Source organism: Micrococcus sp. HMSC067E09 (assembly GCF_001812555.1).
Classification (GTDB): Bacteria; Actinomycetota; Actinomycetes; order Actinomycetales; family Micrococcaceae; genus Micrococcus; species Micrococcus lylae.
The window spans coordinates 1-21,524 of the sequence record NZ_KV809429.1 but is presented as its reverse complement, the minus strand read 5'-3'; the positions used below and the strand labels follow the sequence as shown (position 1 = coordinate 21,524).

The window sequence follows — 21,524 nt, the reverse complement described above, 5'->3', positions numbered from 1 at the left end:
CGCCCCGGACGGGGTGGCAGGTCCCCGTGGGGCTGCGTCGACACGGACGCCCGGCACCTGGTGGAATCGGGGCCATGGAGAGCATCGTCCGCACCGAGCAGCACGGCCCGGCCGCCGTGGTGACCATCGACCTTGCCGAGGCGCACAACGCCCTGGACCGCCACGCCATGGCGGAGCTGGCGGAGGCGGTCCGGTCCGCGGCCCGTTCGCCGCAGGTCCGGGCCGTGATCCTCACCGGCGCCGGCGGCCGTGCCTTCTGCGCCGGGTTCCGTCTCGGCACGATGGACGAGGAGGCGGAACGGGACCCGGAAGGCACCGTCATGGCGGCGGTCGCCGGGATGATCCGCGCGGTCCTCGAAGCCCCGGTCCCCGTCATCGCCGCGGTGGAGGGCGCCGCCGCCGGTGTGGGTGCTTCGCTGGCCGTGGCCGCCGACCTGGTGGTGGCGGGCGAGTCCGCGTACCTGCTGCTGCCCTTCGGGAAGGTCGGCCTGGTGCCGGACGGAGGCATCGTGCAGACGCTCGCCGAGAGCCTGGGCCGTCACCGGGCCATGGACCTGATGCTGCGGCAGCGTCGACTGCCTGCCGGCGAGGCCGCACAGGCCGGGCTGGTGTCGGAGGTCGTCCCGGACGGGTCCGCCGTGGCCACGGCAATGACCTGGGCCGAGGCCCTCGCGCAGACCCCGCGGCAGGCGCTCGTCGAGACGAAGGCGGCCGTCAATCGCCGCACCGTGGATCTGGTGGAGGAGACCCTTGCGGCGGAGAGCCGCGTCCAGGCGGAGCTGCTGAGGACGCAGGAGCACCGTGCCCGGGTCGCCGCGTTCCTCGGACGCGGTCGCTGAGGGGAGCCGCCATGGAGGACAGGGGCAGGACGCCTGCGCAGGAAGAGGACACGGCCATGGGTCCCTCGGGGGCTCACGGCCGTGCCGTGGGTTCCCGACGACGGCGGCGCGCCGCCGGCGGGGACGTCGCCCGCCGCCGTGTGCTGGGGTGGGGGATCGGCGCCGTGGTGACCGCCGTCCTCGCCTGGGTGGGTGTGCTCGTGCACCGCTGGTTCCAGCGGGAGGTGGTGGGCGTCGGCCCACGCGCGATCGCCTCCCGTGAGGACATGACGATCTTCAGCGGTTTCCGCTATGCCCAGCAGGCCGGCCAGGGCGGCGTGATGGACGTGTACGTCCCGCGCGGCGAGGGGCCCTTCCCCGTGCTGATGTGGACCTACGGCTCCGGCTGGACCTCGGACCGCGGCAACGTCGGCGGCGAACGCATCGCCGAGGCACTGATCCCGCACGGCTACGCGGTGGCGGCGTTCTCCGTCCGCAACTCCGGGCAGGGCCGCTTCCCCTCCCACGTGCATGACGCCAAGGCCGCCGTCCGCTGGCTGCGGGCCTATGCCGCGGACCTGAAGCTGGACCGCGAGCGCATCGCCATGGGCGGCAACTCCTCCGGCGGCTGGATCGCCATGATGACCGGCGTGACGGCGGGCCTGCCGCGCTTCGAGGGCCAGGTCGGCGGGGTCTGGGACCGCCCGTCCGACGTGCAGGCGGTGGTCAACTTCTTCGCACCCATCGACTTCCTCACCATGGACGGCCAGATGCTGCCCGGTGCCTGCAAGTCCTTCAACAAGGGGCTCGGCATCACCGAGTGCCACTCGGACGCCGAGGGCTTCGAGTCCCGCATGCTCGGCGTCCCCGTGAAGGAGAACCCGCAGCTCGTCCACGAGGCCAGCCCGCGCACCTACATCGGCTCCCGCACCCCGCCGACGCTGATCGTGCACGGCACCCGTGACACCGTGGTGCCGCACCAGCAGAGCCGAGACCTCTACGACGACCTCGTGCGCGCGGACGTGCCCAGCGTCTTCTATGAGGTCCACGGCGCCGGTCACGTGGTGGACCTGGCCAGGGACACCGCCGTCACCACCTCGACGGTGCACCAGCACCGCGTGCCGCTGGCCGGGCGGCGGGAGCACTTCTCCTGGGACGCGGTCGCCGCCTTCCTGGACGTCCAGATGCCGGTCGCGGCAGCGCCAGGGCAGACGGGCCCGCAGCGGGTGGGGCCGTCGTCGCCAAGCAGCTGAGGCGAAGGCCCGGGCATGACGAAGGCCCCGCCTCCCAGAGGAGGCGGGGCCTTCGTTCGGCGCGGTGACGGTGGGATTTGAACCCACGGTACGGGGTTACCGTACACAGCATTTCGAGTGCTGCACCTTCGGCCGCTCGGACACGTCACCAGACTGGTGCAGACTACCCGAGACCCTCTGCCGACCCCAAACCGGGCGTCGGGGGGGGGCTGGCGCGGCGTTCAGCCCCTGCGGGCGGCGAAGAAGTCGCGGAGCAGGCGGGTGCACTCGTCCTCCCGGACGCCGGCGCGCACCTCGGCCTGGTGGTTGAACCGGGGGTCCCGCAGCACGTCCACCACGGATCCGCAGGCGCCGGCCTTCGCGTCCCAGGCGCCGAACACCACGCGGGGGATCCTGGCGAGCAGCACGGCGCCGGCGCACATGGGGCAGGGCTCGAGGGTGACCACCAGAGTGCAGTCCTCTAGTCGCCAGCCGCCCGCACTCCCGTCGGCCTGCCGGGCGGCCACGGCACGGCGCAGGGCGAGCACCTCGGCGTGGGCGGTGGGGTCGTGGACCTGCTCGCGCTCGTTGCCGGCGGAGGCGATCACCTCGCCGTCCGGCCCCACGACGACGGCCCCGATCGGCACGTCTCCGGCCTCACCGGCCGCGCGGGCCGCCTCGAGGGCGACGCCCATCCAGGCGTGTTCGGCCGGGCGCTCGTCGAGGGAGAGAGGGGAGTCGGTCACCGCTCCAGCCTACGGTCCGGTCGGGCGGTCCGGAGCCCGCCGCCGAGACGGGGCCCCGGTAGATTGGAGGCATGCGCGTACATGTCGTCGACCACCCGCTGGTGGCCCACAAGCTCACGATCCTCCGGGACAAGAACACCCCGTCGATGATCTTCCGTCAGCTCACCGAGGAGCTCGTCATGCTGCTTGGCTACGAGGCCACCCGTGGCGTGGCTGTGGAGCCGCGGGAGATCGAGACCCCGGTGTCGAGGATGACCGGCACCCAGCTGAAGCGGCCGCGTCCGCTGATCGTCCCGATCCTCCGTGCCGGTCTCGGCATGCTCGAGGGCATGGTCAAGATGGCCCCCTCCGCCGAGGTGGGCTTCCTGGGCATGGCCCGCAACGAGGAGACGCTGGACATCGTCACCTACGCCGAGCGCCTGCCGAACGACCTGACGGGCCGTCACGTGATCGTGCTGGATCCGATGCTCGCCACCGGCGGCACCCTGGTCGAGGCCATCCGCTTCCTGTACGAGCGGGGCGCCGAGCGCGTCACCTGCGTGTGCCTGCTGGCCGCACCGGAGGGCATCGAGCGCCTGGAGAAGGGCATCGAGGGCCTCGAGGTGGACCTCTACCTGGCTGCGATCGATGAGCGGCTGAACGAGAAGTCCTACATCGTCCCGGGCCTCGGCGACGCCGGCGACAGGCTCTACGGCCTCGCGGAGTGAGAGCAGTGTGAGGTGGTCCGCTCTGTAACACTCCGGGCGAATGTTTCATCCATCAGGCGGACCGGAGCGGCTTCCGGAAGGGCCCGGCACCCATTGGGTGCCGGGCCCTTCTGCATGTGCGTGCATAGTTCTTCGGTGCCGCAGAGTGGCAACGGGTGCCGTTCTTCGGAAAACGCCCGGTCAGCGAGTTCTCGGCCGGAAAGTCGCCTGGAAGGTTATGCAGGCGCCTCAATAGTGAGCTTGGCCACGATCAGCCGCCAAGCGTCTCGCCAGGTGAGACGAGCGGCCTTGTGTTACTTGCCGGATCCTTGTGTGACGACACATTCTTGTCATGTGACACGGCGCCGGACTCCACGCCGGCGACCGCACCACCACCCGTCTCGTCAGGAAGAGCAGTCCCATGGGCGACACCGCAGGCTACGTTCACATCTCGGTCCGGAATGCGCAGCGTCGAGCTGCCATGCACTCCCACGCGCCGAACCTGCGGCTGGCGTCCGCCCATGAGGACCATCCGACGACCCATCCGGCGGCGGTGTTGGCCCCCCGCGGCGGCGGCCCCCAGCCGGTCTCCCGGGAGAACGAGGCCCGGGGCTTCGTCCTCTACGTGGGCATGGACGAGCTGTCCGCCTCCGCAGCCGGAACCTCTCTGACCCGCCTGGCCAACGAGCTGCGCCACTATGTGGAGTCGCTCGTCCCCGGCGCCGAGTCCCACGCCGCCGTGGCCATCGCCCCGGCCGGCGCGGAGGGGTCGGACCTCGAGGTCGTCCGCCAGGTGCTCGGCGATCCGACCATCCAGTCGGCCGTCCGTCCCGAGCTCGCCCAGGCCCCGGCGCCCGTCTCCACCCGTCAGCCGGGCATCCTCATCGACATGTCCCGCCGCGAGGTGCAGCTGGACGGTGAGGCGCTGAACCTCACCTTCAAGGAGTTCGAACTCCTCAACTACCTCGTGGAGAACGACCAGCGCACGGTCGGCCGCGAGGAGCTGCTCGAGGCTCTCTGGAAGAACTCGGACGAGACCCCGAACGAGCGCACCATCGACGTCCACATCCGCCGGCTGCGCGCCAAGCTCGGCCGCCTCTCCAGCACCGTCCGCACGGTGCGCGGCCAGGGCTACCGCTTCTACCGCCATCCCGAGGTCGTCGTCTGGGCTGCCCCGGAGTACAGCATCTGACCTGCCCGCCGCCACGTGGCGGCCCTTGGCGACGACGGCCCCTCGCCCTGCGCTGAACTGGTCCCCGTTTCTTGGACTGGATATCCAGTTCCACGAGACAGGGAGCAGTTCACGCGAAGGTGAGGGGCCGTCTCGTTCATCGTTACCGTTCTCGGGACTGCCTCTCACGCTTCCGAGCGCGACGATCCGTGACCTTGTAGACCACAAGGGTTCCGATGACAGAGATCAAGGCGACGAGCGTCAGCGTGAACGCTCCCGCGCGAGGACTGTTCCAGAACCCGAAGGACTCGACGATGGCAGGCACCGTGAGTGCCAGAGCGACCACTGCGAGCGCGAGGGTCACCCGCTCATTCTGCTTTTGCTGAACTTGGGCGGACTCCTCCCGTGCGCGTTCCTCTGCCTCTCGGAGTCTGGTTCGCCTTCTGTTCCGCTCCAGGTCCGCGGCTGTGAACTGTGTGCGGTAGACGTCCTGCCGTGAAGTCAGCTCCTCCGAGAAGTCATCGTAGATGCGCTGAACACCGCTTCGATCCCGCAGTGTCAGGAGAACGAGGGTGTCGATCTCGTGCTGTGGGATGTTACTGAACCAGTGACGTTCCCGGAAGCCCACCATTCGACGCTGGACCTCTTCAAGCTGTGTGAGCCTTTCATAGAGGGTGTCGACGCGATCGGCCGACGTGGCGCCGTCCTCGGGTGGGGTGCTGCCGATGGCGGCGAGGTCGCCCGTGAGGTCGCCGAGGATCATGAACTGGCGCATTGTCAGGAGGGCGATGTCGACGTATCGGGTCTGGGGCAGCTGCAGCAGTGTCGTCTGGCCGATGCGCAGTCGATTGTCGTCGGCGTCCTGGAGATCTCGGTCCAGAACCAGATCGTGGCGGACGACGGCAAGCCCGAACGCCTCGGCCCAGACGGTCCAGCGTCGGAAGTGCCCACAAGAGGCTCGAGCGGCATAGTCCTCAGTCTCGAGCGGAAGAGTCTCGATGTACTTGTCGGCTCCCGTCGCGAGCAGCCATGCCCATCGCTCTGCCGGCAACCAGGTCGACTGGGCATCGTTGCGAGTACCGGACAACAGCGCCGGGGAGGTCGTCACTGCGGTCCCCGGCAGAGCCATAACTACTCGGGTCGGACGTGCCATGAGGCTCGACTTCGACCGTCCCGGTGCTTTGAGGAAGCCGCCTGCGGCGACAGTGATTCCCAGGTCGTGCGTCAGCGCTTCAGACAATGCCCGCACAGCGGCCGTGGCGAAGACCGTGAGAGGTGAGACCTCTCCCTGCGGAGTTCTGACGTGGTTTCGCGGACGGTTCAAGCTCTGCGACACCATTTCGAGCGTCCGGGAAGTGCAGTCGGTGGCCATCACGTGCAGGACGAGGAAGTCGTGGATGTGGCTCCGGCGGTGGCCTGAGTCTTCGAAGCGTAGAAACTCAGCGGCACGGAGGAAGATACGAGCCGTTCCCGCCCCGTCGGGTTCGAGAAGCGAGAAGGCGGTCCCTGCGCTTTCCGGGTCGAAGAGGAGGTGGTGCGCAGTGTCGTGTTCCCAGGGCTTGTCTTTCGACGACGTCGACGCGCCCATCGCGGCGGCCACAGTCTCACCGAAACGCCGGGAGGCGCTCGGGTAGATCGAGTACATGAAGGGCGTCTGTCCTGCCTCCGACGCCTCGTGGCCGGGGAAGTCCACCTGGCTCACGCCCGTGTAGCGTCCGGGCGTCCAACGCTGTCCAAGAAGATCGATCGTGCTGACGGCCCCTTCGGGGACGGGAAGGACCAGGCTGAACGTCGCCAGGCGCCATTCAGGCGGCGTATGGGAGGCCGTCGCAGGATCGACGGCGAGCCAGTCACCCTTGTCGTAGTGCTGGCAGTTCTCGTTCTCCTCGAACGGACGGATTCCCATGAGCATGATCTTAGGGAGTGGCACGCTACGGTCTCGTACTGTGGGGCCATGGCCCGCCATGACGTGAAGACCCTGCTCGTGATGCGCCATGCGACCGCCGCCTGGGCGGCCGACGGCGTCGACCACCACCGGCCGCTGACCGGCCACGGCCACGAGGAGGCCGAGGCGATGGGTCGCTGGATGGCGGAGCGCGGCCGGATCCCGGATCAGATCGTCTGCTCGGACGCGCTGCGGACGCGGCAGACCTGCGTGTGGGTCGGCGAGGCGCTGGGGGAGAAGGCGCCCACCCCGTACCTGGATCCCCGCCTCTACGGGGCCGACGCGACCGGCGCGCTGTCGATCGTCAACGAGACCGAGGAGACCGCCCGGAGTCTGCTCGTCATCGGCCACATGCCGTGGGTGCAGGCGCTCGGGATGCGGCTGATGTCCGCCGACTCGGACGAGGAGGCCGCCCTCGACATGGCGCAGGAGTACCCGCCGGCAGGGCTGCAGGTCTTCGAGGTCGAGAAGCCGTGGGCCGAGCTCGACGGCCGAGACGCCCGACTGGTGTCGTTCATCACACCCTGAGTCGAGGCGGAGGCGGGGCTGCTGCACGGGCGAGTGCCGTCGTCGGGAAGCCGCCGGCAGTCCTCGGGATACGGGCAAAGCGAAAGGCCCCGCACCGTGGTGCAGGGCCTTTTCTCTGGCGCGCCCTAAGGGATTCGAACCCCTGACCTTCTGTTCCGTAGACAGACGCTCTATCCAGCTGAGCTAAGGGCGCTCGTTCTCAGCTCCTCGCTGCGAACTTGTAGAACACTACACGACGATCTCGGGCGATGCAAAGTCGGCGTCCTGGTGTCGTGACGTGACCTGCCCCACGCTTCGCCTCGCGCGCGCTCGGGTAGGATGGGGCCACTCGGAGAGCCACAAGGATGTGGTGCCGCGCTATGGGCGTGTGCCGTGTTCGTGGTGACTCTGACCGGCCCCGGATCGTCTATGGGAGGAAATCCCCATCATGGCTGACAACGCCACCACCGAGTTCGCCCAGCGCGCCACCGAGAACGCGCCCACCTCGTACGCCCAGCTGCTCCAGTGGGTCGGCGAGATCGCCGAGCTGACCCAGCCGAATGAGGTGCACTGGGTGGACGGCTCCCAGGAGGAGTACGACCGCCTCGCCGCCGAGCTCGTGGAGGCCGGCACCCTCACCAAGCTGGCCGAGGACAAGTTCCCCAACTCCTATGCGGCCTTCTCCGACCCGGCCGACGTCGCCCGCGTCGAGGACCGCACCTTCATCTGCTCTGAGAAGGAGGAGGACGCCGGCTTCACCAACAACTGGATGGAGCCCGCGAAGATGCGCGGCATCCTGGAGGACGCCTTCCGCGGCGCCATGAAGGGCCGCACCATGTACGTGATCCCGTTCGTCATGGGCCACCTGGACGCCGAGGACCCGAAGTACGGCGTGGAGATCACCGACTCCGCCTACGTCGTCATGTCCATGCGCATCATGGCTCGCATCGGCACCGACGTGCTGAAGAGGATGGAGGAGACCGAGGCGTTCTACGTCCCGGCCGTCCACTCCGTGGGCGCCCCGCTCGAGCCGGGCCAGGAGGACGTGGCCTGGCCGTGCAACGAGACCAAGTGGATCGTGCACTTCCCGGAGGAGCGCTCCATCTGGTCCTTCGGCTCCGGCTACGGCGGCAACGCCCTGCTGGGCAAGAAGTGCTACGCGCTGCGCATCGCCTCCGTGATGGCCCGCGACGAGGGCTGGCTGGCCGAGCACATGCTGATCCTCAAGCTGACCAACCCGGAGGGCCGGTCCTACCACATCACCGGCGCCTTCCCGTCCGCCTGCGGCAAGACCAACCTCGCTCTGATCGACCCGACCGTCGAGGGCTGGAAGGCCGAGACCCTGGGCGACGACATCACCTGGATCCGCCCGGGCAAGGACGGCGAGTTCCGCGTCATCAACCCGGAGGCCGGCTACTTCGGCGTCGCCCCGGGCACCGGCTGGTCCACCAACCCGAACGCCATGCGCGCGATCGCCAAGGGCAACTCCCTGTTCACCAACGTCGCCCTCACCGACGACGGCGGCGTGTGGTGGGAGGGCATGACCGACGAGACCCCGGCCCACCTGACCGACTGGCGCGGCAACGACTGGACCCCGGACTCCGACACCCCGGCGGCCCACCCGAACTCGCGCTTCTGCACCCCGATCGACCAGACCGACATGCTGGCGGACGAGTACCACGAGCCGAACGGCGTGAAGCTGGACGCCATCCTCTTCGGCGGCCGCCGCAAGACCACCGTCCCGCTGGTGACCGAGTCCTTCGACTGGGAGGACGGCGTGCTCAAGGGCGCCACCCTCTCCTCGGAGACCACCGCCGCCGCCGTGGGCGCCGTGGGCGTGGTGCGTCGCGACCCGATGGCCATGCTGCCGTTCATCGGCTACGACGCGGGCGACTACCTGAACCACTGGGACAAGGTCTCCGGCGAGGCGGACGCGGACAAGCTGCCGCGCATTTACCTGGTGAACTGGTTCCGCCGCAACCGCGACGGCGGCTTCGCCTGGCCGGGCTTCGGCGAGAACTCCCGCGTCCTGAAGTGGGTCGTGGAGCGCCTCGAGGGCAATGCCGACGCCACCGAGACCCCCATCGGCTTCGTCCCGACCCCCGAGTCCCTGGACCTCACCGGCCTGGACGTCAAGCCCGAGGACCTCGAGGACGCCCTCAAGGTCGACGCCGAGGAGTGGGCCAAGGAGAACGAGCTGATCGAGGAGTGGCTCGGCAAGTTCGGCGAGTCCCTGCCGGCGGCCGTGCGTGAGAAGTTCGAGGCCCAGAAGGCTCGCTTCAACGGCTGACCTGGTCCCGGCCCGGCGGCCGGTGACACCACGACGACGGCCCCCTCGCCTTCACGGTGAGGGGGCCGCCGCGTGTCCGGGGCCGGAGGCGGCGCGGGCCGGTGGGGGCGTGGGGCCGCCGAGGCCTGGAGTCGCCGGCCGGGCAGGCTCGGCTCAGGCGGCGAGCCAGAGGTCCGGGCCGAAGACCTCGTAGTGGATCTGCGTGGCAGGGACGCCGGCCTCGATCAGGGCCGAGCGGACGGCCTGCATGAACGGCAGCGGACCGCAGAGGACCACGTCCGCGTCCTGCGGGACCCGGGCCTGCGCGATGTCCATGCGTCCCTCGCGGGCGCCGAGGCCCTCCGGGGCGTCCGCGGTGGAGCCCAGCCACAGGTGCAGCTCGCCCCGCGGCAGCGCGTCCACGGCGGCGCGGACCTCGTCCGCGAGGGTCAGGGCCGCGGCGGAGCGGTCGGCGTGCAGGGCGATCACGCGGCGCTGCGAGCCGCGGGCGGCCAGGTCCTGCAGGATCGCGGCGGCCGGGGTGATGCCGATGCCGGCGGTGGCCAGCACGAGCGGGCGCTCCTCGTCCGCGGACACGGTGGACAGGGTGAGGTCGCCGTAGGGGTTGGAGACGTCGAGGACGTTCCCGACCTGCACGGAGTCGTGCAGGACCGGAGAGACCTCGCCGCCGTCGTCCCGCTTGACCGTGATGACGCGGACGTCCGCGGAGGCGGCGTCCGAGGAGAGCGAGTACTGGCGGGCCTGCAGCAGGCCGTCGGCCACGGGCAGGCGCACGGACACGTACTGGCCGGGCTCGCCGACGGTGGCCGGGGTGTCGTCGGCCGGGACCAGGCGGAACGTGAACGCGGAGGCGCCGGCGGGCTCCTTGGACTCCACGCGCCACGGGGTCCACATCTTCGTGTTGGCCTGCTTGGCGTAGAGGCCCTTCTCCAGCTTGATCAGGGCGTCCGCCATGAGCCAGTAGACCTCGGTCCAGGCCTCGGCGACCTCGTCGGTGACGGCCTCGCCGAGGGTGTCCGCGATGGCCCAGAACAGGTTCTCGTAGACGATCTGGTACTGGTCCTCGGTGATGCCGAGCGAAGTGTGCTTGTGGGCGATGCGGGAGAGTACGGCCTCCGGCAGGGAGTTCGGGTGCTCGAGCAGGTGCACCGCGAAGCGGACGATCGAGCCGGACAGGGCCTTCGGCTGCTCGCCGTTGCGCTGGTTGGCGCGCGAGAACACGCCATTGAGAAGCTCCGGGTGGGCCTCGAACATGTGGGCGTAGAACTTCGGGGTGATCTCGTCCATGTGGGCGGCGACGACGTCGGCGGTGGCCTCGATGACGGGGCGGGACTTCTCGGAGAGCACGGCTTCCTCCTGGGCGGTGTAAATATTGCCTGGCGGAGACAAGATTACTCCCGTGGGCGGGGAGTGCAAGGCGAGGGGAGCCGAAGGTGACCGAGGTCTCGGAAGGCGAGGGGCCGTCGTCGGGAAGGTTGGGGCGGCAGGCGGTGGGGCCGGGGCGCTCAGCTGGGCGGCAGGGCCGGCAGGCCGAGGGCGACAGGGATGCCGGTGGCCACCAGGGAGCGGACGGTGACCGGCTCGAGCTCAGCGAGGAACGCCTCGCGGGCGCGGTGCAGGGCGGTGCGCAGGCGGCAGGCCCCGGCCAGGGGGCACGGGGTGCCGGACTCGTGGCCGGCGCAGTCGATGACCTCGTCCCGGGGGGCCAGCTCCCGCACCAGGGAGCCGACGCTGAGGTCCAGGCCGGCCGGCGTGATCTGCGCCCCGCCGTAGCGGCCGCGGGCCACGTCCACCGCGCCGCGGCGGCGCAGCTCCACGATCGCCTTGCTCACGTGGTTGTAGGGGACCGCGATCTCCTCGGCGATCCTCTGGCCGGTGGCGCGCTCGTCCGGACGGCGGGCGAGGTCCATGAGGACCCGCAGGCAGACGTCCGTGAACGCGTTGAGCTTCATGGGGCGATTATCCCGCCTCCGGGAGGCGGACTTCCAGTGGGGAAGGTCCTGTCCTCCACAGTCGGGCGTGAGCCCGTCACGGTGTCCGGCCCGGCTGGCAGACTGGCCGCATGAGCACTGCAGAGCAGACCACGCCGCCGGCCGACGACGCCCTCCACGCCGAGGCGCTGCAGGTGCTGCGCAGCCTCGTGGGGAACGAGCAGGCGCAGTTCAAGGACGGCCAGTACGAGGCCGTCGAGGCGCTCGTGCGGCACCGCCGGCGCGCGCTGGTGGTCCAGCGGACCGGCTGGGGCAAGTCCGCCGTGTACTTCGTCTCCTCACTGCTGCCGCGGGCGCGGGGGGCGGGGCCCACGCTGATCGTCTCCCCGCTGCTGGCGCTGATGAGAGATCAGGTGGAGGCCGCCTCCCGTGCCGGAGTGCGCGCGGTGACCATGAGCTCGGCGAACGCCACCGAGTGGGACGAGGTCCGGGCACGTCTGGCGGAGGACTCCGTGGACGTGCTGCTGATCTCCCCCGAGCGCCTGAACAACCCCCGCTTCCGTGAGGAGCAGCTTCCGGATCTCGTCGCGCGCATGGGCCTGCTGGTGGTGGACGAGGCCCACTGCATCTCGGACTGGGGCCACGACTTCCGTCCGGACTACCGGCGCATCCGGGACCTCATCGGACGCCTGCCGGCCGTGGGGGAACGGGCGGTGCCGGTGCTCGCCACCACCGCGACCGCGAACGAGCGCGTGGTGCAGGACGTGGTGGAGCAGCTCGGCGTGCAGTCCGCGCAGGAGGTCTTCGTGCTCCGCGGCCCGCTGGCCCGCGCCTCCCTGCAGCTGGGCGTGCTGCGCATGCCGAACCCGGCCTCCCGGCTGGCCTGGTTGATCTCCCACCTGAAGGATCTGCCGGGCTCGGGCATCGTCTACGCGCTCACGGTCTCCTCCGCCGAGGACACGGCGCGGGCCCTCGCCGAGGCCGGGTACCCGGTGGTGGCCTACACCGGACGGACGGACCCGGAGCAGCGGGCGCAGATCGAGCAGGACCTCAAGGCCAACCGGGTGAAGGCCGTGGTGGCCACCTCCGCGCTCGGCATGGGCTTCGACAAGCCGGACCTCGGGTTCGTGGTGCACCTGGGGGCTCCGAGCTCCCCGGTGGCGTACTACCAGCAGGTCGGCCGAGCCGGCCGCGGCACCGACCACGCCGAGGTGCTCCTGCTGCCCGGCCCCGAGGACCGGGACATCTGGCGCTACTTCGCCACCGCGTCCATGCCGGACGAGCGCGAGGCACTGGCAGTCCTCGAGGCTCTCGAGGCCAACGGCACCATGTCCGTGCCGCAGCTGGAGACCGCCGTGTCCATGAAGCGCACGGCCCTCGAACTGCTGCTCAAGGTCCTGGCCGTGGACGGGGCAGTGGTCCGCGTGGGCGGCGGCTGGCAGCGCACCGGGCAGCCCTGGAGCTACGACTCCGAGCGGTATCAGCGGGTGGCCGAGGCCCGGCTGGCGGAGGAGCGGCTCATGCTGGACTACGAGAACACCGACGGCTGCCGCATGGAGTTCCTCGCCCGCACCCTGGACGACCCCACCGCGGCCCCCTGCGGCCGTTGCGACACCTGCGCCGGCCCCTGGTACCCGACCGGCTCGGACACCGAGGCCCGCGCCGCCGCCGAGCGTTCCCTGGGGCGGGTGGGCGTGCCCCTGGAGCCGCGGAAGTCCTGGCCGTCCGGCATGGATCGGCTCGGCGTGCCCGTGAAGGGCCGCATCCCCGTGGAGCTGCAGGCCGACGAAGGCCGTGCTCTGGCCCGTCTCTCCGACGTCGGCTGGGGCACCCGCTTGCGCGAGCTCCTGCACGGCGAGGACGCTCCGGTGCCGCAGCAGGTCCTGGACGGGGCCGTGAAGGTCCTCTCCGCCTGGAACTGGGAGCAGCGGCCGATCGCCGTCGTGGCCATGCCCTCCCGTGGCCGCCCGCAGCTGGTCGGCTCCTTCGCCGAGGGGATCGCACGGATCGGGCAGCTGCCGTACCTCGGCACCCTCGAATCGGTGCACGGCGGCCCCACCGCCGGGCCCGGCGGCAACAGCGCCTACCGTCTCGGCTCGGTCTACGGGCGCTTCGGCGTCCCGGTGCAGCTGGCCGAGATGCTCGCCTCCGCCCCGGACGCCGGTCGCCACGGCCCCGTGCTGCTCGTGGACGACCTCGCCGACTCCCGCTGGTCCATCACCGAGGGTGCGCGCGTGCTCCGGGAGAACGGCGCCCAGGGCGTGCTCCCGTTCGTGCTGGCGCTGTCCGCCTGACGCGACGAGGCGGCCCCCTGCTCAGATGGGCAGGAGGGCCGCCTCGTCTGCGCCGTGCGTCCCCGGCGGACTCTGCGCCGTGCGTCAGCGCTCGGCGCGGACCACGGCGAGCACGCGGTCGCGGACGGCGGCCATGGTGGGCTCGTCCTTCGCCTCGCCGTTGTAGCGCAGGAAGGGCTCGGTGTTGGACGGGCGGAGGTTGAACCACCAGGAGCCGTCCTTTGCGGAGACCGTGGTGCCGTCCATGCGGGAGACGTCGATGTCCTCGCCCTCGTGGTCGGCCAGCACGGCGGCGATGGCGGCGTCCTTGTCCTCCACCTCGGAGTTGATCTCACCGGAGGCCACGTAGGGCTCGTACTCGTCCGCCAGCTCGGACAGCGGGGCCTCCTGGCCGCCCAGCGCCGCCAGCACATGCATGGCGGCCAGCATGCCGGTGTCCGCGTTGAAGAAGTCGCGGAAGTAGTAGTGCGCGGAGTGCTCGCCGCCGAACACGGCGCCTTCGGAGGCCATCACGGCCTTGATGAAGGAGTGGCCCACGCGGGTCACCACGGCGCGGCCGCCGTCGGCGGCCACCAGCTCCGGCACCGCCTTCGAGGTGATCAGGTTGTGGATGATCACCGGGGTGTCCTCGCCGGCGGCCTTGGCGCGGGCGATCTCGCGGCGGGCCACCAGGGCGGTGATCGCGGACGGGGACACCGGGGCGCCCTTCTCGTCGATCACGAAGCAGCGGTCCGCGTCGCCGTCGAAGGCCAGGCCGATGTCCGCGCCGTGCTCCACCACGGCCTTCTGCAGGTCCACCAGGTTCTCCGGCTCCAGCGGGTTCGCCGGATGGTTCGGGAAGGTGCCGTCCAGCTCGAAGTACAGGTCCACGATCTCCAGCGGCAGCGCCTCGAGCACGTCTCCGCCCAGGACCGCGGGGGTGGTCTTGCCGGCCATGCCGTTGCCGGCGTCCACCACGACCTTCAGCGGGCGGATGCCCCTGAGGTCCACGAGGGAGCGCAGGTACTCGGCGTAGCCGGCCAGGATGTCGCGTTCCTCCACGGTGCCGACCGTCTCGGCCGTCGGGACCTGTCCGGCGTCCAGGTAGCCCTGGGCCACGTCGCGGATCTCGAAGAGGCCGGTGTCCGAGGACACCGGGACGGCGCTGGCCTTGGCCATCTTCATGCCGTTGTAGGCGGCCGGGTTGTGGGAGGCGGTGAACATCACGCCGGCCGCGTCCAGCACGCCTGCGGCGTAGTAGAGCATGTCCGTGGAGATGGTGCCGATCATCAGCACGTTGCCGCCGCGGGCGGTGGCGCCGGCGGCGAAGGCGTCCTTGAACTCGGGGGAGGAGGGGCGCATGTCCCCGCCCACCAGCACGGTCTTGCCGGCCAGGTCCAGCACGTCCACGAACGCGGCACCCACGGCGCGCACGGACTCGGCCGTGATGGTCTCGCCCACGATCCCGCGGACGTCGTAGGCCTTGAACGAGTCGGTCAGTTTGATGTCACCCTGTGTAGTCACGTGGTCGATGGTAGTGGACCCTTCGTGCTAGAAGTGGTCGCATGGACCCCTCCCGTGACGGCTCTCACCAGGACGCCGAGGGCACGGGGCGGTGGGCCCCCGGGCAGGCCGGCTACCGCCGACTGCTCTTCGGTCTCTTCCTCGCGGGCGTCGCCACCTTCGCCCAGCTCTACTCCCCGCAGGGTCTGCTGCCGCTGGTGGCGGCAGACCTGCAGGTGACCTCCCACGAGGCTGCGCTCCTGGTCTCTGCGGCCACCGCAGGCCTGGCACTGTCCGTGATCCCGTGGGCCTTCGCCTCGGACCGCTGGGGCCGTCGGCGGGCGATCGCCGTGTCCATGGTCTCCGCCTGCGTCTTCGCCGTGGCCGGAGGCCTGGCGACCTCCTTCCCGCTGCTGCTGGCCCTGCGCTTCGCCGAGGGGCTGGCCCACGGCGGCGTCGCCGCGCTCGCGGTGGCGCTGATCGTGGAGGAGGTCGAGTCCTTCGCCGTGACCCTCGCGGCCGGCACCTACATCGCGGGCACCACGCTCGGCGGACTGTCCGGACGTCTGATCGCCGCACCGATCGGCGAGGCGGCGGGCTGGCATGCCGGCATGCTGACCGTGACGGGCGTGGGCGTGCTCTGCGTCCTCGGCTTCCTGCTGGTCACCCCGCAGGCGAGGCACTTCGTCCGGCGCCCCACCCCGCTGTCCGGTGTGGTCTCTGCCGCCGTGGAGAACCTGCGATCGCCGGTGCTCTGTGCCGTCTACCTGCAGGGTGCCCTGCTCATGGGCGGCTTCGTGGCGCTCTACAACTACGTCGGGTTCGCCGTGACCGCCGAGCCGCTGTCCTGGCCGCTGTCTGTGGTGGCCCTGCTGTTCCTGGCCTATCTCGCGGGCACCTGGACCTCACCGTGGGCGGGCTCCCTCGCGCTGCGCTTCGGCCGCTACCGGGTCCTGGCGGGGGCGTCGCTGGTGATGGCGGCCGGGGCGCTGCTCACCATCGTGCAGAGCCCGTTCACCCTGATCCCAGGCCTGCTGCTGTTCACCGGTGCCTTCTTCGCCGCACACTCGGTGGCGTCCAGCTGGGCGGGCCTGGCCGCACGCGGCGGCCGCGCCCAGTCCACCTCGCTGTACAACCTCGGCTACTACGGGGGATCGTCCCTGTTCGGGTGGCTCGCCGGCGTGGTCTTCGAGGCCGCCGGCTGGGCGGCCACCGTCCTCGGCATCGTCGGCCTGGTCCTGTGTGCCATCGCCGTGGCGGCCCTGGTGCTGCGCCGGGCCGCCCACGCGGATTGAGCTCAGCCGCGGACCTCGGCCAGGTCGTCGCCGACGGCCGAGTAGCCCTGCTCGCGCCAGGCCTCGAGCACGTCCGGGTCCTGCAGCTCCAGCCAGTCGATCATCGTCTGGTAGGTGACGCAGTAGGTGCCCTCCTGCGGGCAGAACTCCTTCATGGTCTCGGCCAGCGCCGGGTTGTAGGCGTCTCCGCCATAGGTGTTGAAGTGGTTCCCGAACACGATCGGCGCACGGTTGGAGCTGGAGACCGAGTCGTACACGTACCGGTAGGTGTCCAGGTAGATCTCTGACAGCTTCTCGGTGTCGTTCTCTCCGACGCCCAGGCGCTGCGAGGAGACCCAGAAGTTGTAGTCCATGGTCATGATGTACGGGTTCTCTGCGCCCATGGACGCGGCCATCGGCGAGTAGAACAGCGGCATCTCGAACTCCCAGATCCCGTCCTCCTGGTAGGGCCAGGCCACACCGCGCTGCTGGGAGCCGCGCGAGGTGTCATAGGTGTGGCCGAACTCCTTCCACACCGGGACGAGCTGGTCCCACCGGCCGTCCAGGCAGGGCAGGCGGTGGCCCTGGATCGCCTCGGCGGGCACCTCGAGCTCCGGGAAGTCCGGATCGTCGTACCCGTTGATGCCGGCCGGGTCCGCGAGGATCTCGTAGAACTGCCGGTGCTCCTCGCGCCAGTCGTCGGTGTCCCACTTGTCACCGCCGTACTTCTCCACGAAGCACAGGTGGCCCATGTAGTGGGTGCCGATCTCGTGGCCGGCGGCGTATGCGGCGTTGACGGCCCGGATGCGCTCGGCGATCTCCTCCTTGGGGCCGCCGAGGTCCTTCGCCACGTGGCCGGGCTCATTGCCCGGGGCCTGGTACCAGGTGCGGTTCTCCGGCTGGAGCAGGTGGATGCCGGACAGGTAGACGGTGAACTTCGCGTCCACGTCCTCGGCGACGTCCATGAAGTACTCGTAGCGGTCGGACTCCAGGCCGCCGTCGAAGGAGTAGAGCAGGAACTGCGGCGGGGTCTCCTCCGCGGAGAAGGCGCGCATCGGCACTCCCTGGTCGTTCGTCTCGCCGTCCGGCGTCCCGGCGCCCTCAGAGTCCCCGGAGCCCTCAGAATCCCCGGCGCCTTCAGAGTCCTGGGAGGCGCCGGCGGTCTCGGACCCGTCGGCGGCGTCGCCCGGCCCGCCGTCGTCCTCGGACGCCTCCGAGGAGCCCTCGGACGTCTTCCCCGCGTCGGTGGTGGCGGTCGACGAGGGCCGCGCGTCCGAGCGGTCCCCGTGTTCCGCCGGATCGGCCTGGCACCCGGCGAGGGTGAGGGCGAGGGCGGCGGTGAGGGCGGCGGCGGACCGACGGGCGGTGAGGACTGCAGGCATGCGGGGCCCCTTCTATCACTGCAGGGAAAGATCGAGCGGCCTTACAGTCTCATGGCTGTTTCACAGCTGACAACCGGCACAGCGGGAGTTCCATGGAAGTTCACCTGTGTCCTTGGTCTCACCTGTGTCCACAAGGGGCCATCCACCACGACGGCGGCGCCTCACCCTGCCAGGGTGAGGCGCCGCCGTCGGGGTCGCCGGGGCCGTCAGACCGCGCGCGGAGGGAAGGTCACCAGGTGATGTCCTCCAGGTCGTCGCCCTTGGCGGAGGCCTCCGCGGACTGCCACTGCTTCACACGCTCCGGGTCCTGCAGCGAGAGCCACTGGATCACGTCGCGGTGGGTGGTGCAGTAGGTGTCCGGCTCGCCGCAGACCTCGGACATGAACTGCTCCACGGCCGGGTTGAACGCGTTGTCGTTCCAGCCGTTGAAGTGGTTGCCGAGCACCAGCGGGGCGCGGTTGCCCGCATAGGCGGAGGCGTACATGTACCGGTAGGTCTCCAGGGCGGCGTCGTGCATGACATCGCGCTTCTCCGGCTCGTTCTTGGCGCCGTTGATCTTGGCCCAGAAGTTGTAGTCCATCGCGGTCACGATCGGGGAGTCGTCGCCCTCCTTGGCCGGGCTCTCCGGGCCGTCGAAGGCCGGCGAGTACACGACCGGCACCTCGAACTGCCAGAGGCCGTCCTGCGAGTACGGCCAGTGCACGCCCGTGCCGAGCGTGGAGGAGCGGGAGGTGTCATAGGTGATCCCGTGCTCCTTCCACGCCGGGACCAGGTCGCTCCACGTGCCGTCCAGGCAGGGCAGGCGGCCGCCGCGGATCGAGTCGGGCTGCACCTCGAGGGTCGGGAAGTCGGCGCCGTAGCCGTTGTTCTCCCGGTAGTTCGTGATGAAGTCGAAGAACTGGTCCAGCTCGGACTGCCAGTCCTCCGTGCTCCAGGTGTCCGCGCCGTTCTTCGAGCTGGCGCAGAAGTGGCCGTTGTAGTGGGTGCCGATCTCGTGGCCGCGGGAGTTCGCCTGGTTCAGGTCGTCGACCAGCTGGGCGATCGACTCTTCGTCAGGGTAGAAGGACACCGCCGCGGCTCCCGGCTCCTGCTTCGGGCCCTGGTAGATCTCGCTGTTGGCCTTCTCCACCAGGTAGATGCCGGTCAGGAACACCGTGAAGCGCGCATCGTGCTCCTGGGCCGTCTCCATGAAGGTCTGCCAGCGGTCGTGCCAGCCGCCGCCGTCGAAGGAGACGAGCACGAACTGCGGGGGCTTCTCGCCCTCCTCGAGCTTCTTCATCGGCACGTTCGAGGGGACGGTGCGCCAGGACTCCTCGTTGGGGACCTCGGGGTTCTCCGGCATGGGCTCGCGCGGGATCGGGGCGACGCCCTTCTCGGACGCCTCCTTCCACTTCTCCTCGTTCGTGCTCTCGTCCGCGCCGCCCTCGGAGTCCTCGGAGCCTTCGGCGTCCTCCGACCCGTCGGACTCGTCGGACCCGTCGGAGCCCTCGGCGTCCTCCGAGTCGCCCGAACCCTCGGCGTCCTCCGCGTCGGTGTCCCCCTCCTGGCCGCCCTCGGCCGGTGCGGAGGCGGACTGCTCCTGGGACGCGCCCTCCGCGGCCTGGTCTTCCTCAGGGGCCTGGCATCCGGTCACGGTCAGGGCAAGGGCCGCCGCCAGCGCCCACCAGCGGTGACGAGACGGCGTGGGTCGTGCTGCCGCGGACAGTGACATGGATGCTCCTTCTGTTCAGGTCCACTGTGGAGGGGGCGCCGTCAGGCAGTCCTCTCACGGTCCAGTGTGCCTCCTGTGAGCATCTAGCGTCAGGTGTTGCAGGACTGCGACGTCGGCCCCGCCCGTGCCTGGACGCGCCCCCGGCGCCCTGCGCAGTGGCACCGGGGGCGCCCTGCCCAGTGACACCTAGACTGGGGACATGGAGTATCTGGTGCCGGTTCTGGCGGTGGTGGTGATCGGCGCGCTCGCCACGGGCGTGACCGTGTGGCTCGGGAAGCGCCCCAAGCCCGAACGCCACGCAGCGTCCGACGCAGGTCCCACGGGCGGAGTGTCCGCGGAGCGGGCCCGGCATGCATCCTCCCTGCTGTCCGAGGACGCCCACCGTGCCGTGTACGGCCGCATCGCCACCAACCGTCCGATGGAGGCGATCACCGAGTACCGCCGCGTGACGGGCCGCTCCCTGCGTGACTCCATGGTGGACGTGCAGTCCCTCGCCGCCTACCCGCAGGTCTACACGCTTCCGCAGGATCAGGACCCGGCCCAGGACGACGCTCCGAATGCCGCCCCCGTCGACACCCATGAGGCAGGTCCGGCCGGCAACGTGGAGGCTCCGGGGAAGACCTCCCCCGAGGCAGGGACGGACCGGCTGGACGGCACCGCACCGAGCGGGGCGGACGCGGCACGGCAGGAGGCGGAGGACACCCAGGGCGAGAGAGCGGAGCAGGACGAGCGGCCGTCGTCGCGAAGCACGGAGGACGCCCAGGCCGGCCCCGCACACGGGGACGGTCTGCCCGGACTGCCTGACGACCTCATGGTCCCGGCCGAGTGGTCCGCCGAGCCCGCCCCGGAGGACCGGCCCTTCGAGGTCGAGGTGATGCGCGGCGACGCCACCGTCCACCTCTCCTCCCGCGACCTGCCGCCGTGGCTGCGCGACCAGCTGTCCGCCATGATGCGCGATGGCAACCTCGAGACCGCCGCCGTGCAGCTGTCCACCCACACCGAGCTCTCCGTGCCCGAGGCGTTCGAGCTGCTCCGACGTATCCAGGAGTCGCGGGGGCAGTGAGGCGGCCCCGCTGCGGCTGTGTGTCCCCAGATGTGAGACCGCCGGTCTGACGCATCGGCGGGCCGGACAGGAGAAGGGCCCCGGAACCATGACGATTCCGGGGCCCTTCCCGTTGCGCGGACACGGGGGGATTTGAACCCCCGGCCCGATTTTCACCGGGCCCTTCATTAGCAGTGAAGTCCATTCGGCCGCTCTGGCACGTGTCCACGTCTGCCCTGATGAGGGACGAATCCCTCGGACGGACCCCACCAGCCTACCGCGTCCGGGCCGTCACGATCAAAGGTGGCCGCCACAGCCGACACCGGACAGGGGACGGCCCCCGCACTGTGGGTGCGGGGGCCGTCCGGGCAGGACGGGCGACGACGGCCCGCTCGCCGCCGTCTGCCCGGCCCGGTCAGCGGCGGGGGCCGTCGGCGGTGCCGAAGTCGTCCCGGGCGTCGCCCTCGACCTCGACGTCCTCGTGCTGCAGCTCCTCGGACACGGTCTCGGTGTCGCGATGGGTGCGCTTGCCCAGGGACACCTTTTCGGCGTCCACGGTCTTCTCAGCGACGGGCACGTCCTCGTAGGTGGTCACCTCGACGGCGTCGTCGCCACGGCCGGCGGTGCGGGCCTCGGTGGAGTCCGGGTCGACCTTCTCGCGCTCGACGACGACCTCCTCGCGCTGCACCGGGACCTCGACCTGCTCGGTGGTGGTGTAGGTCTGCTTGCGCAGCCGCACACGGCCGGAGGCGCGGCGCTCGGTGCCGACGTTCAGGTGCTCGTCGCGCACGACCATCGAGTCGCCGTCCCCGACGGCACCGCGGTCGGCCTCGGTGCGGTCGGCGTCGAGGCGGTCGCGGTCGGCGTCGACGCGCCCAGCGGCATCGCGCGGCTCGTCGCCGCGGACGTCCGCGGCGCGGTCATCACGGCCGTCGCCCGCCACGGGGGCGGTGCCGGCGGCACCCGCGGCGCCGGCGGCTCCCGCGGCACCCGCGGCGCCTGCGGCACCCGCG

Annotated in this window: 17 protein-coding genes and 3 tRNA genes; 9 read left to right on the top strand and 11 right to left on the bottom strand. The window is 70.6% G+C overall.

All coding sequences use genetic code 11. The annotated features are described in order from the left end of the window. Positions 1-74: 74 nt before the first annotated feature. Together HMPREF2863_RS03795 and HMPREF2863_RS03790 are read left to right on the top strand one after the other, a co-directional pair. Complete coding sequence (locus tag HMPREF2863_RS03795) at positions 75-839, top strand: enoyl-CoA hydratase/isomerase family protein (RefSeq protein ID WP_070638051.1); 765 nt, start codon at positions 75-77, stop codon at positions 837-839. Between the two features lie 56 nt (positions 840-895). Further along, positions 896-2,071, top strand: a complete 1,176-nt coding sequence (locus tag HMPREF2863_RS03790; protein WP_070638049.1) for an alpha/beta hydrolase — start codon at positions 896-898, stop codon at positions 2,069-2,071. A gap of 62 nt (positions 2,072-2,133) precedes the next feature. Here HMPREF2863_RS03790 and HMPREF2863_RS03785 read toward each other — a convergent pair. Both HMPREF2863_RS03785 and tadA read right to left on the bottom strand, forming a co-directional pair. Next, positions 2,134-2,221: transfer RNA gene (locus HMPREF2863_RS03785), tRNA-Ser, on the bottom strand. A 71-nt stretch (positions 2,222-2,292) separates the two neighbouring features. Continuing rightward, a complete protein-coding gene (gene tadA / locus HMPREF2863_RS03780) occupies positions 2,293-2,745 on the bottom strand; it encodes a tRNA adenosine(34) deaminase TadA (RefSeq protein ID WP_070638136.1) in 453 nt (150 codons plus the stop codon). A gap of 122 nt (positions 2,746-2,867) precedes the next feature. Here tadA and upp point away from each other — a divergent pair, with 122 nt between their 5' ends. Together upp and HMPREF2863_RS03770 are read left to right on the top strand one after the other, a co-directional pair. Then, positions 2,868-3,503 carry a uracil phosphoribosyltransferase gene (upp, locus tag HMPREF2863_RS03775; protein WP_067190334.1) on the top strand — a complete coding sequence of 212 codons (636 nt, stop codon included), beginning with the start codon at positions 2,868-2,870 and terminating at the stop codon, positions 3,501-3,503. A 400-nt stretch (positions 3,504-3,903) separates the two neighbouring features. Next, positions 3,904-4,674 (top strand): winged helix-turn-helix domain-containing protein, encoded by a 771-nt coding sequence (locus tag HMPREF2863_RS03770; RefSeq protein WP_070638045.1) that lies wholly within the window; start codon positions 3,904-3,906, stop codon positions 4,672-4,674. Positions 4,675-4,816: 142 nt separating this feature from the next. Here the strand turns inward: HMPREF2863_RS03770 and HMPREF2863_RS03765 are convergent, their stop codons facing one another. After that, complete coding sequence (locus HMPREF2863_RS03765) at positions 4,817-6,565, bottom strand: hypothetical protein (protein WP_141756357.1); 1,749 nt, start codon at positions 6,563-6,565, stop codon at positions 4,817-4,819. 42 nt (positions 6,566-6,607) lie between these two features. Between HMPREF2863_RS03765 and HMPREF2863_RS03760 the strand changes: the two genes are divergently transcribed. Continuing rightward, positions 6,608-7,126, top strand: a complete 519-nt coding sequence (locus tag HMPREF2863_RS03760; RefSeq protein ID WP_070638039.1) for a SixA phosphatase family protein — start codon at positions 6,608-6,610, stop codon at positions 7,124-7,126. A 116-nt stretch (positions 7,127-7,242) separates the two neighbouring features. Here HMPREF2863_RS03760 and HMPREF2863_RS03755 read toward each other — a convergent pair. Then, positions 7,243-7,319 (bottom strand) — tRNA-Arg (locus tag HMPREF2863_RS03755). 234 nt (positions 7,320-7,553) lie between these two features. Between HMPREF2863_RS03755 and HMPREF2863_RS03750 the strand changes: the two genes are divergently transcribed. Continuing rightward, a complete protein-coding gene (locus tag HMPREF2863_RS03750) occupies positions 7,554-9,395 on the top strand; it encodes a phosphoenolpyruvate carboxykinase (GTP) (RefSeq protein WP_070638036.1) in 1,842 nt (613 codons plus the stop codon). Between the two features lie 153 nt (positions 9,396-9,548). Here HMPREF2863_RS03750 and HMPREF2863_RS03745 read toward each other — a convergent pair whose 3' ends face one another. Together HMPREF2863_RS03745 and HMPREF2863_RS03740 are read right to left on the bottom strand one after the other, a co-directional pair. Continuing rightward, complete coding sequence (locus tag HMPREF2863_RS03745) at positions 9,549-10,742, bottom strand: globin domain-containing protein (RefSeq protein WP_070638033.1); 1,194 nt, start codon at positions 10,740-10,742, stop codon at positions 9,549-9,551. A gap of 158 nt (positions 10,743-10,900) precedes the next feature. Further along, a complete protein-coding gene (locus tag HMPREF2863_RS03740) occupies positions 10,901-11,347 on the bottom strand; it encodes an RrF2 family transcriptional regulator (RefSeq protein ID WP_070638030.1) in 447 nt (148 codons plus the stop codon). Between the two features lie 110 nt (positions 11,348-11,457). Between HMPREF2863_RS03740 and HMPREF2863_RS03735 the strand changes: the two genes are divergently transcribed. Further along, complete coding sequence (locus HMPREF2863_RS03735) at positions 11,458-13,620, top strand: RecQ family ATP-dependent DNA helicase (protein ID WP_070638027.1); 2,163 nt, start codon at positions 11,458-11,460, stop codon at positions 13,618-13,620. 84 nt (positions 13,621-13,704) lie between these two features. On the opposite strand, the gene HMPREF2863_RS03730 is transcribed toward HMPREF2863_RS03735, so the two are convergent. After that, positions 13,705-15,123 (bottom strand): phosphomannomutase/phosphoglucomutase, encoded by a 1,419-nt coding sequence (locus HMPREF2863_RS03730; RefSeq protein ID WP_070638022.1) that lies wholly within the window; start codon positions 15,121-15,123, stop codon positions 13,705-13,707. Positions 15,124-15,164: 41 nt separating this feature from the next. Between HMPREF2863_RS03730 and HMPREF2863_RS03725 the strand changes: the two genes are divergently transcribed. Further along, positions 15,165-16,397, top strand: a complete 1,233-nt coding sequence (locus tag HMPREF2863_RS03725) for an MFS transporter (protein ID WP_082739787.1) — start codon at positions 15,165-15,167, stop codon at positions 16,395-16,397. A gap of 2 nt (positions 16,398-16,399) precedes the next feature. Here the strand turns inward: HMPREF2863_RS03725 and HMPREF2863_RS03720 are convergent, their stop codons facing one another. Both HMPREF2863_RS03720 and HMPREF2863_RS03715 read right to left on the bottom strand, forming a co-directional pair. Next, entirely contained in the window at positions 16,400-17,758 is a 1,359-nt protein-coding gene (locus HMPREF2863_RS03720; protein ID WP_141756356.1) for a hypothetical protein, read from the bottom strand. A gap of 229 nt (positions 17,759-17,987) precedes the next feature. Next, the gene (locus HMPREF2863_RS03715) at positions 17,988-19,469 is read right to left on the bottom strand and encodes a polysaccharide deacetylase family protein (RefSeq protein WP_067190317.1); all 1,482 of its coding nucleotides are present in this window, start codon (positions 19,467-19,469) and stop codon (positions 17,988-17,990) included. 199 nt (positions 19,470-19,668) lie between these two features. Between HMPREF2863_RS03715 and HMPREF2863_RS03710 the strand changes: the two genes are divergently transcribed. Further along, positions 19,669-20,532, top strand: coding sequence for a hypothetical protein (locus HMPREF2863_RS03710; RefSeq protein ID WP_070638017.1), 864 nt, complete (start codon positions 19,669-19,671; stop codon positions 20,530-20,532). Between the two features lie 117 nt (positions 20,533-20,649). On the opposite strand, the gene HMPREF2863_RS03705 is transcribed toward HMPREF2863_RS03710, so the two are convergent. Then, positions 20,650-20,738 (bottom strand) — tRNA-Ser (locus HMPREF2863_RS03705). Positions 20,739-20,926: 188 nt separating this feature from the next. Next, a partial coding sequence (locus HMPREF2863_RS03700) for a YsnF/AvaK domain-containing protein (protein ID WP_141756355.1) occupies positions 20,927-21,524 on the bottom strand: 598 nt, incomplete at its 5' end.

Bases quoted from the DNA above. Each gene is read 5' to 3' on its own strand.
- HMPREF2863_RS03715 (WP_067190317.1), bottom strand. From the start codon at position 19,469: ATGTCACTGTCCGCGGCAGCACGACCCACGCCGTCTCGTCACCGCTGG.
- HMPREF2863_RS03770 (WP_070638045.1), top strand. From the start codon at position 3,904: ATGGGCGACACCGCAGGCTACGTTCACATCTCGGTCCGGAATGCGCAG.
- HMPREF2863_RS03740 (WP_070638030.1), bottom strand. From the start codon at position 11,347: ATGAAGCTCAACGCGTTCACGGACGTCTGCCTGCGGGTCCTCATGGAC.
- HMPREF2863_RS03750 (WP_070638036.1), top strand. From the start codon at position 7,554: ATGGCTGACAACGCCACCACCGAGTTCGCCCAGCGCGCCACCGAGAAC.
- HMPREF2863_RS03760 (WP_070638039.1), top strand. From the start codon at position 6,608: ATGGCCCGCCATGACGTGAAGACCCTGCTCGTGATGCGCCATGCGACC.
- upp (WP_067190334.1), top strand. From the start codon at position 2,868: ATGCGCGTACATGTCGTCGACCACCCGCTGGTGGCCCACAAGCTCACG.
- HMPREF2863_RS03795 (WP_070638051.1), top strand. From the start codon at position 75: ATGGAGAGCATCGTCCGCACCGAGCAGCACGGCCCGGCCGCCGTGGTG.
- HMPREF2863_RS03720 (WP_141756356.1), bottom strand. From the start codon at position 17,758: ATGCCTGCAGTCCTCACCGCCCGTCGGTCCGCCGCCGCCCTCACCGCC.
- HMPREF2863_RS03790 (WP_070638049.1), top strand. From the start codon at position 896: ATGGGTCCCTCGGGGGCTCACGGCCGTGCCGTGGGTTCCCGACGACGG.
- tadA (WP_070638136.1), bottom strand. From the start codon at position 2,745: ATGGGCGTCGCCCTCGAGGCGGCCCGCGCGGCCGGTGAGGCCGGAGAC.
- HMPREF2863_RS03725 (WP_082739787.1), top strand. From the start codon at position 15,165: ATGGACCCCTCCCGTGACGGCTCTCACCAGGACGCCGAGGGCACGGGG.
- HMPREF2863_RS03710 (WP_070638017.1), top strand. From the start codon at position 19,669: ATGGAGTATCTGGTGCCGGTTCTGGCGGTGGTGGTGATCGGCGCGCTC.
- HMPREF2863_RS03765 (WP_141756357.1), bottom strand. From the start codon at position 6,565: ATGCTCATGGGAATCCGTCCGTTCGAGGAGAACGAGAACTGCCAGCAC.
- HMPREF2863_RS03735 (WP_070638027.1), top strand. From the start codon at position 11,458: ATGAGCACTGCAGAGCAGACCACGCCGCCGGCCGACGACGCCCTCCAC.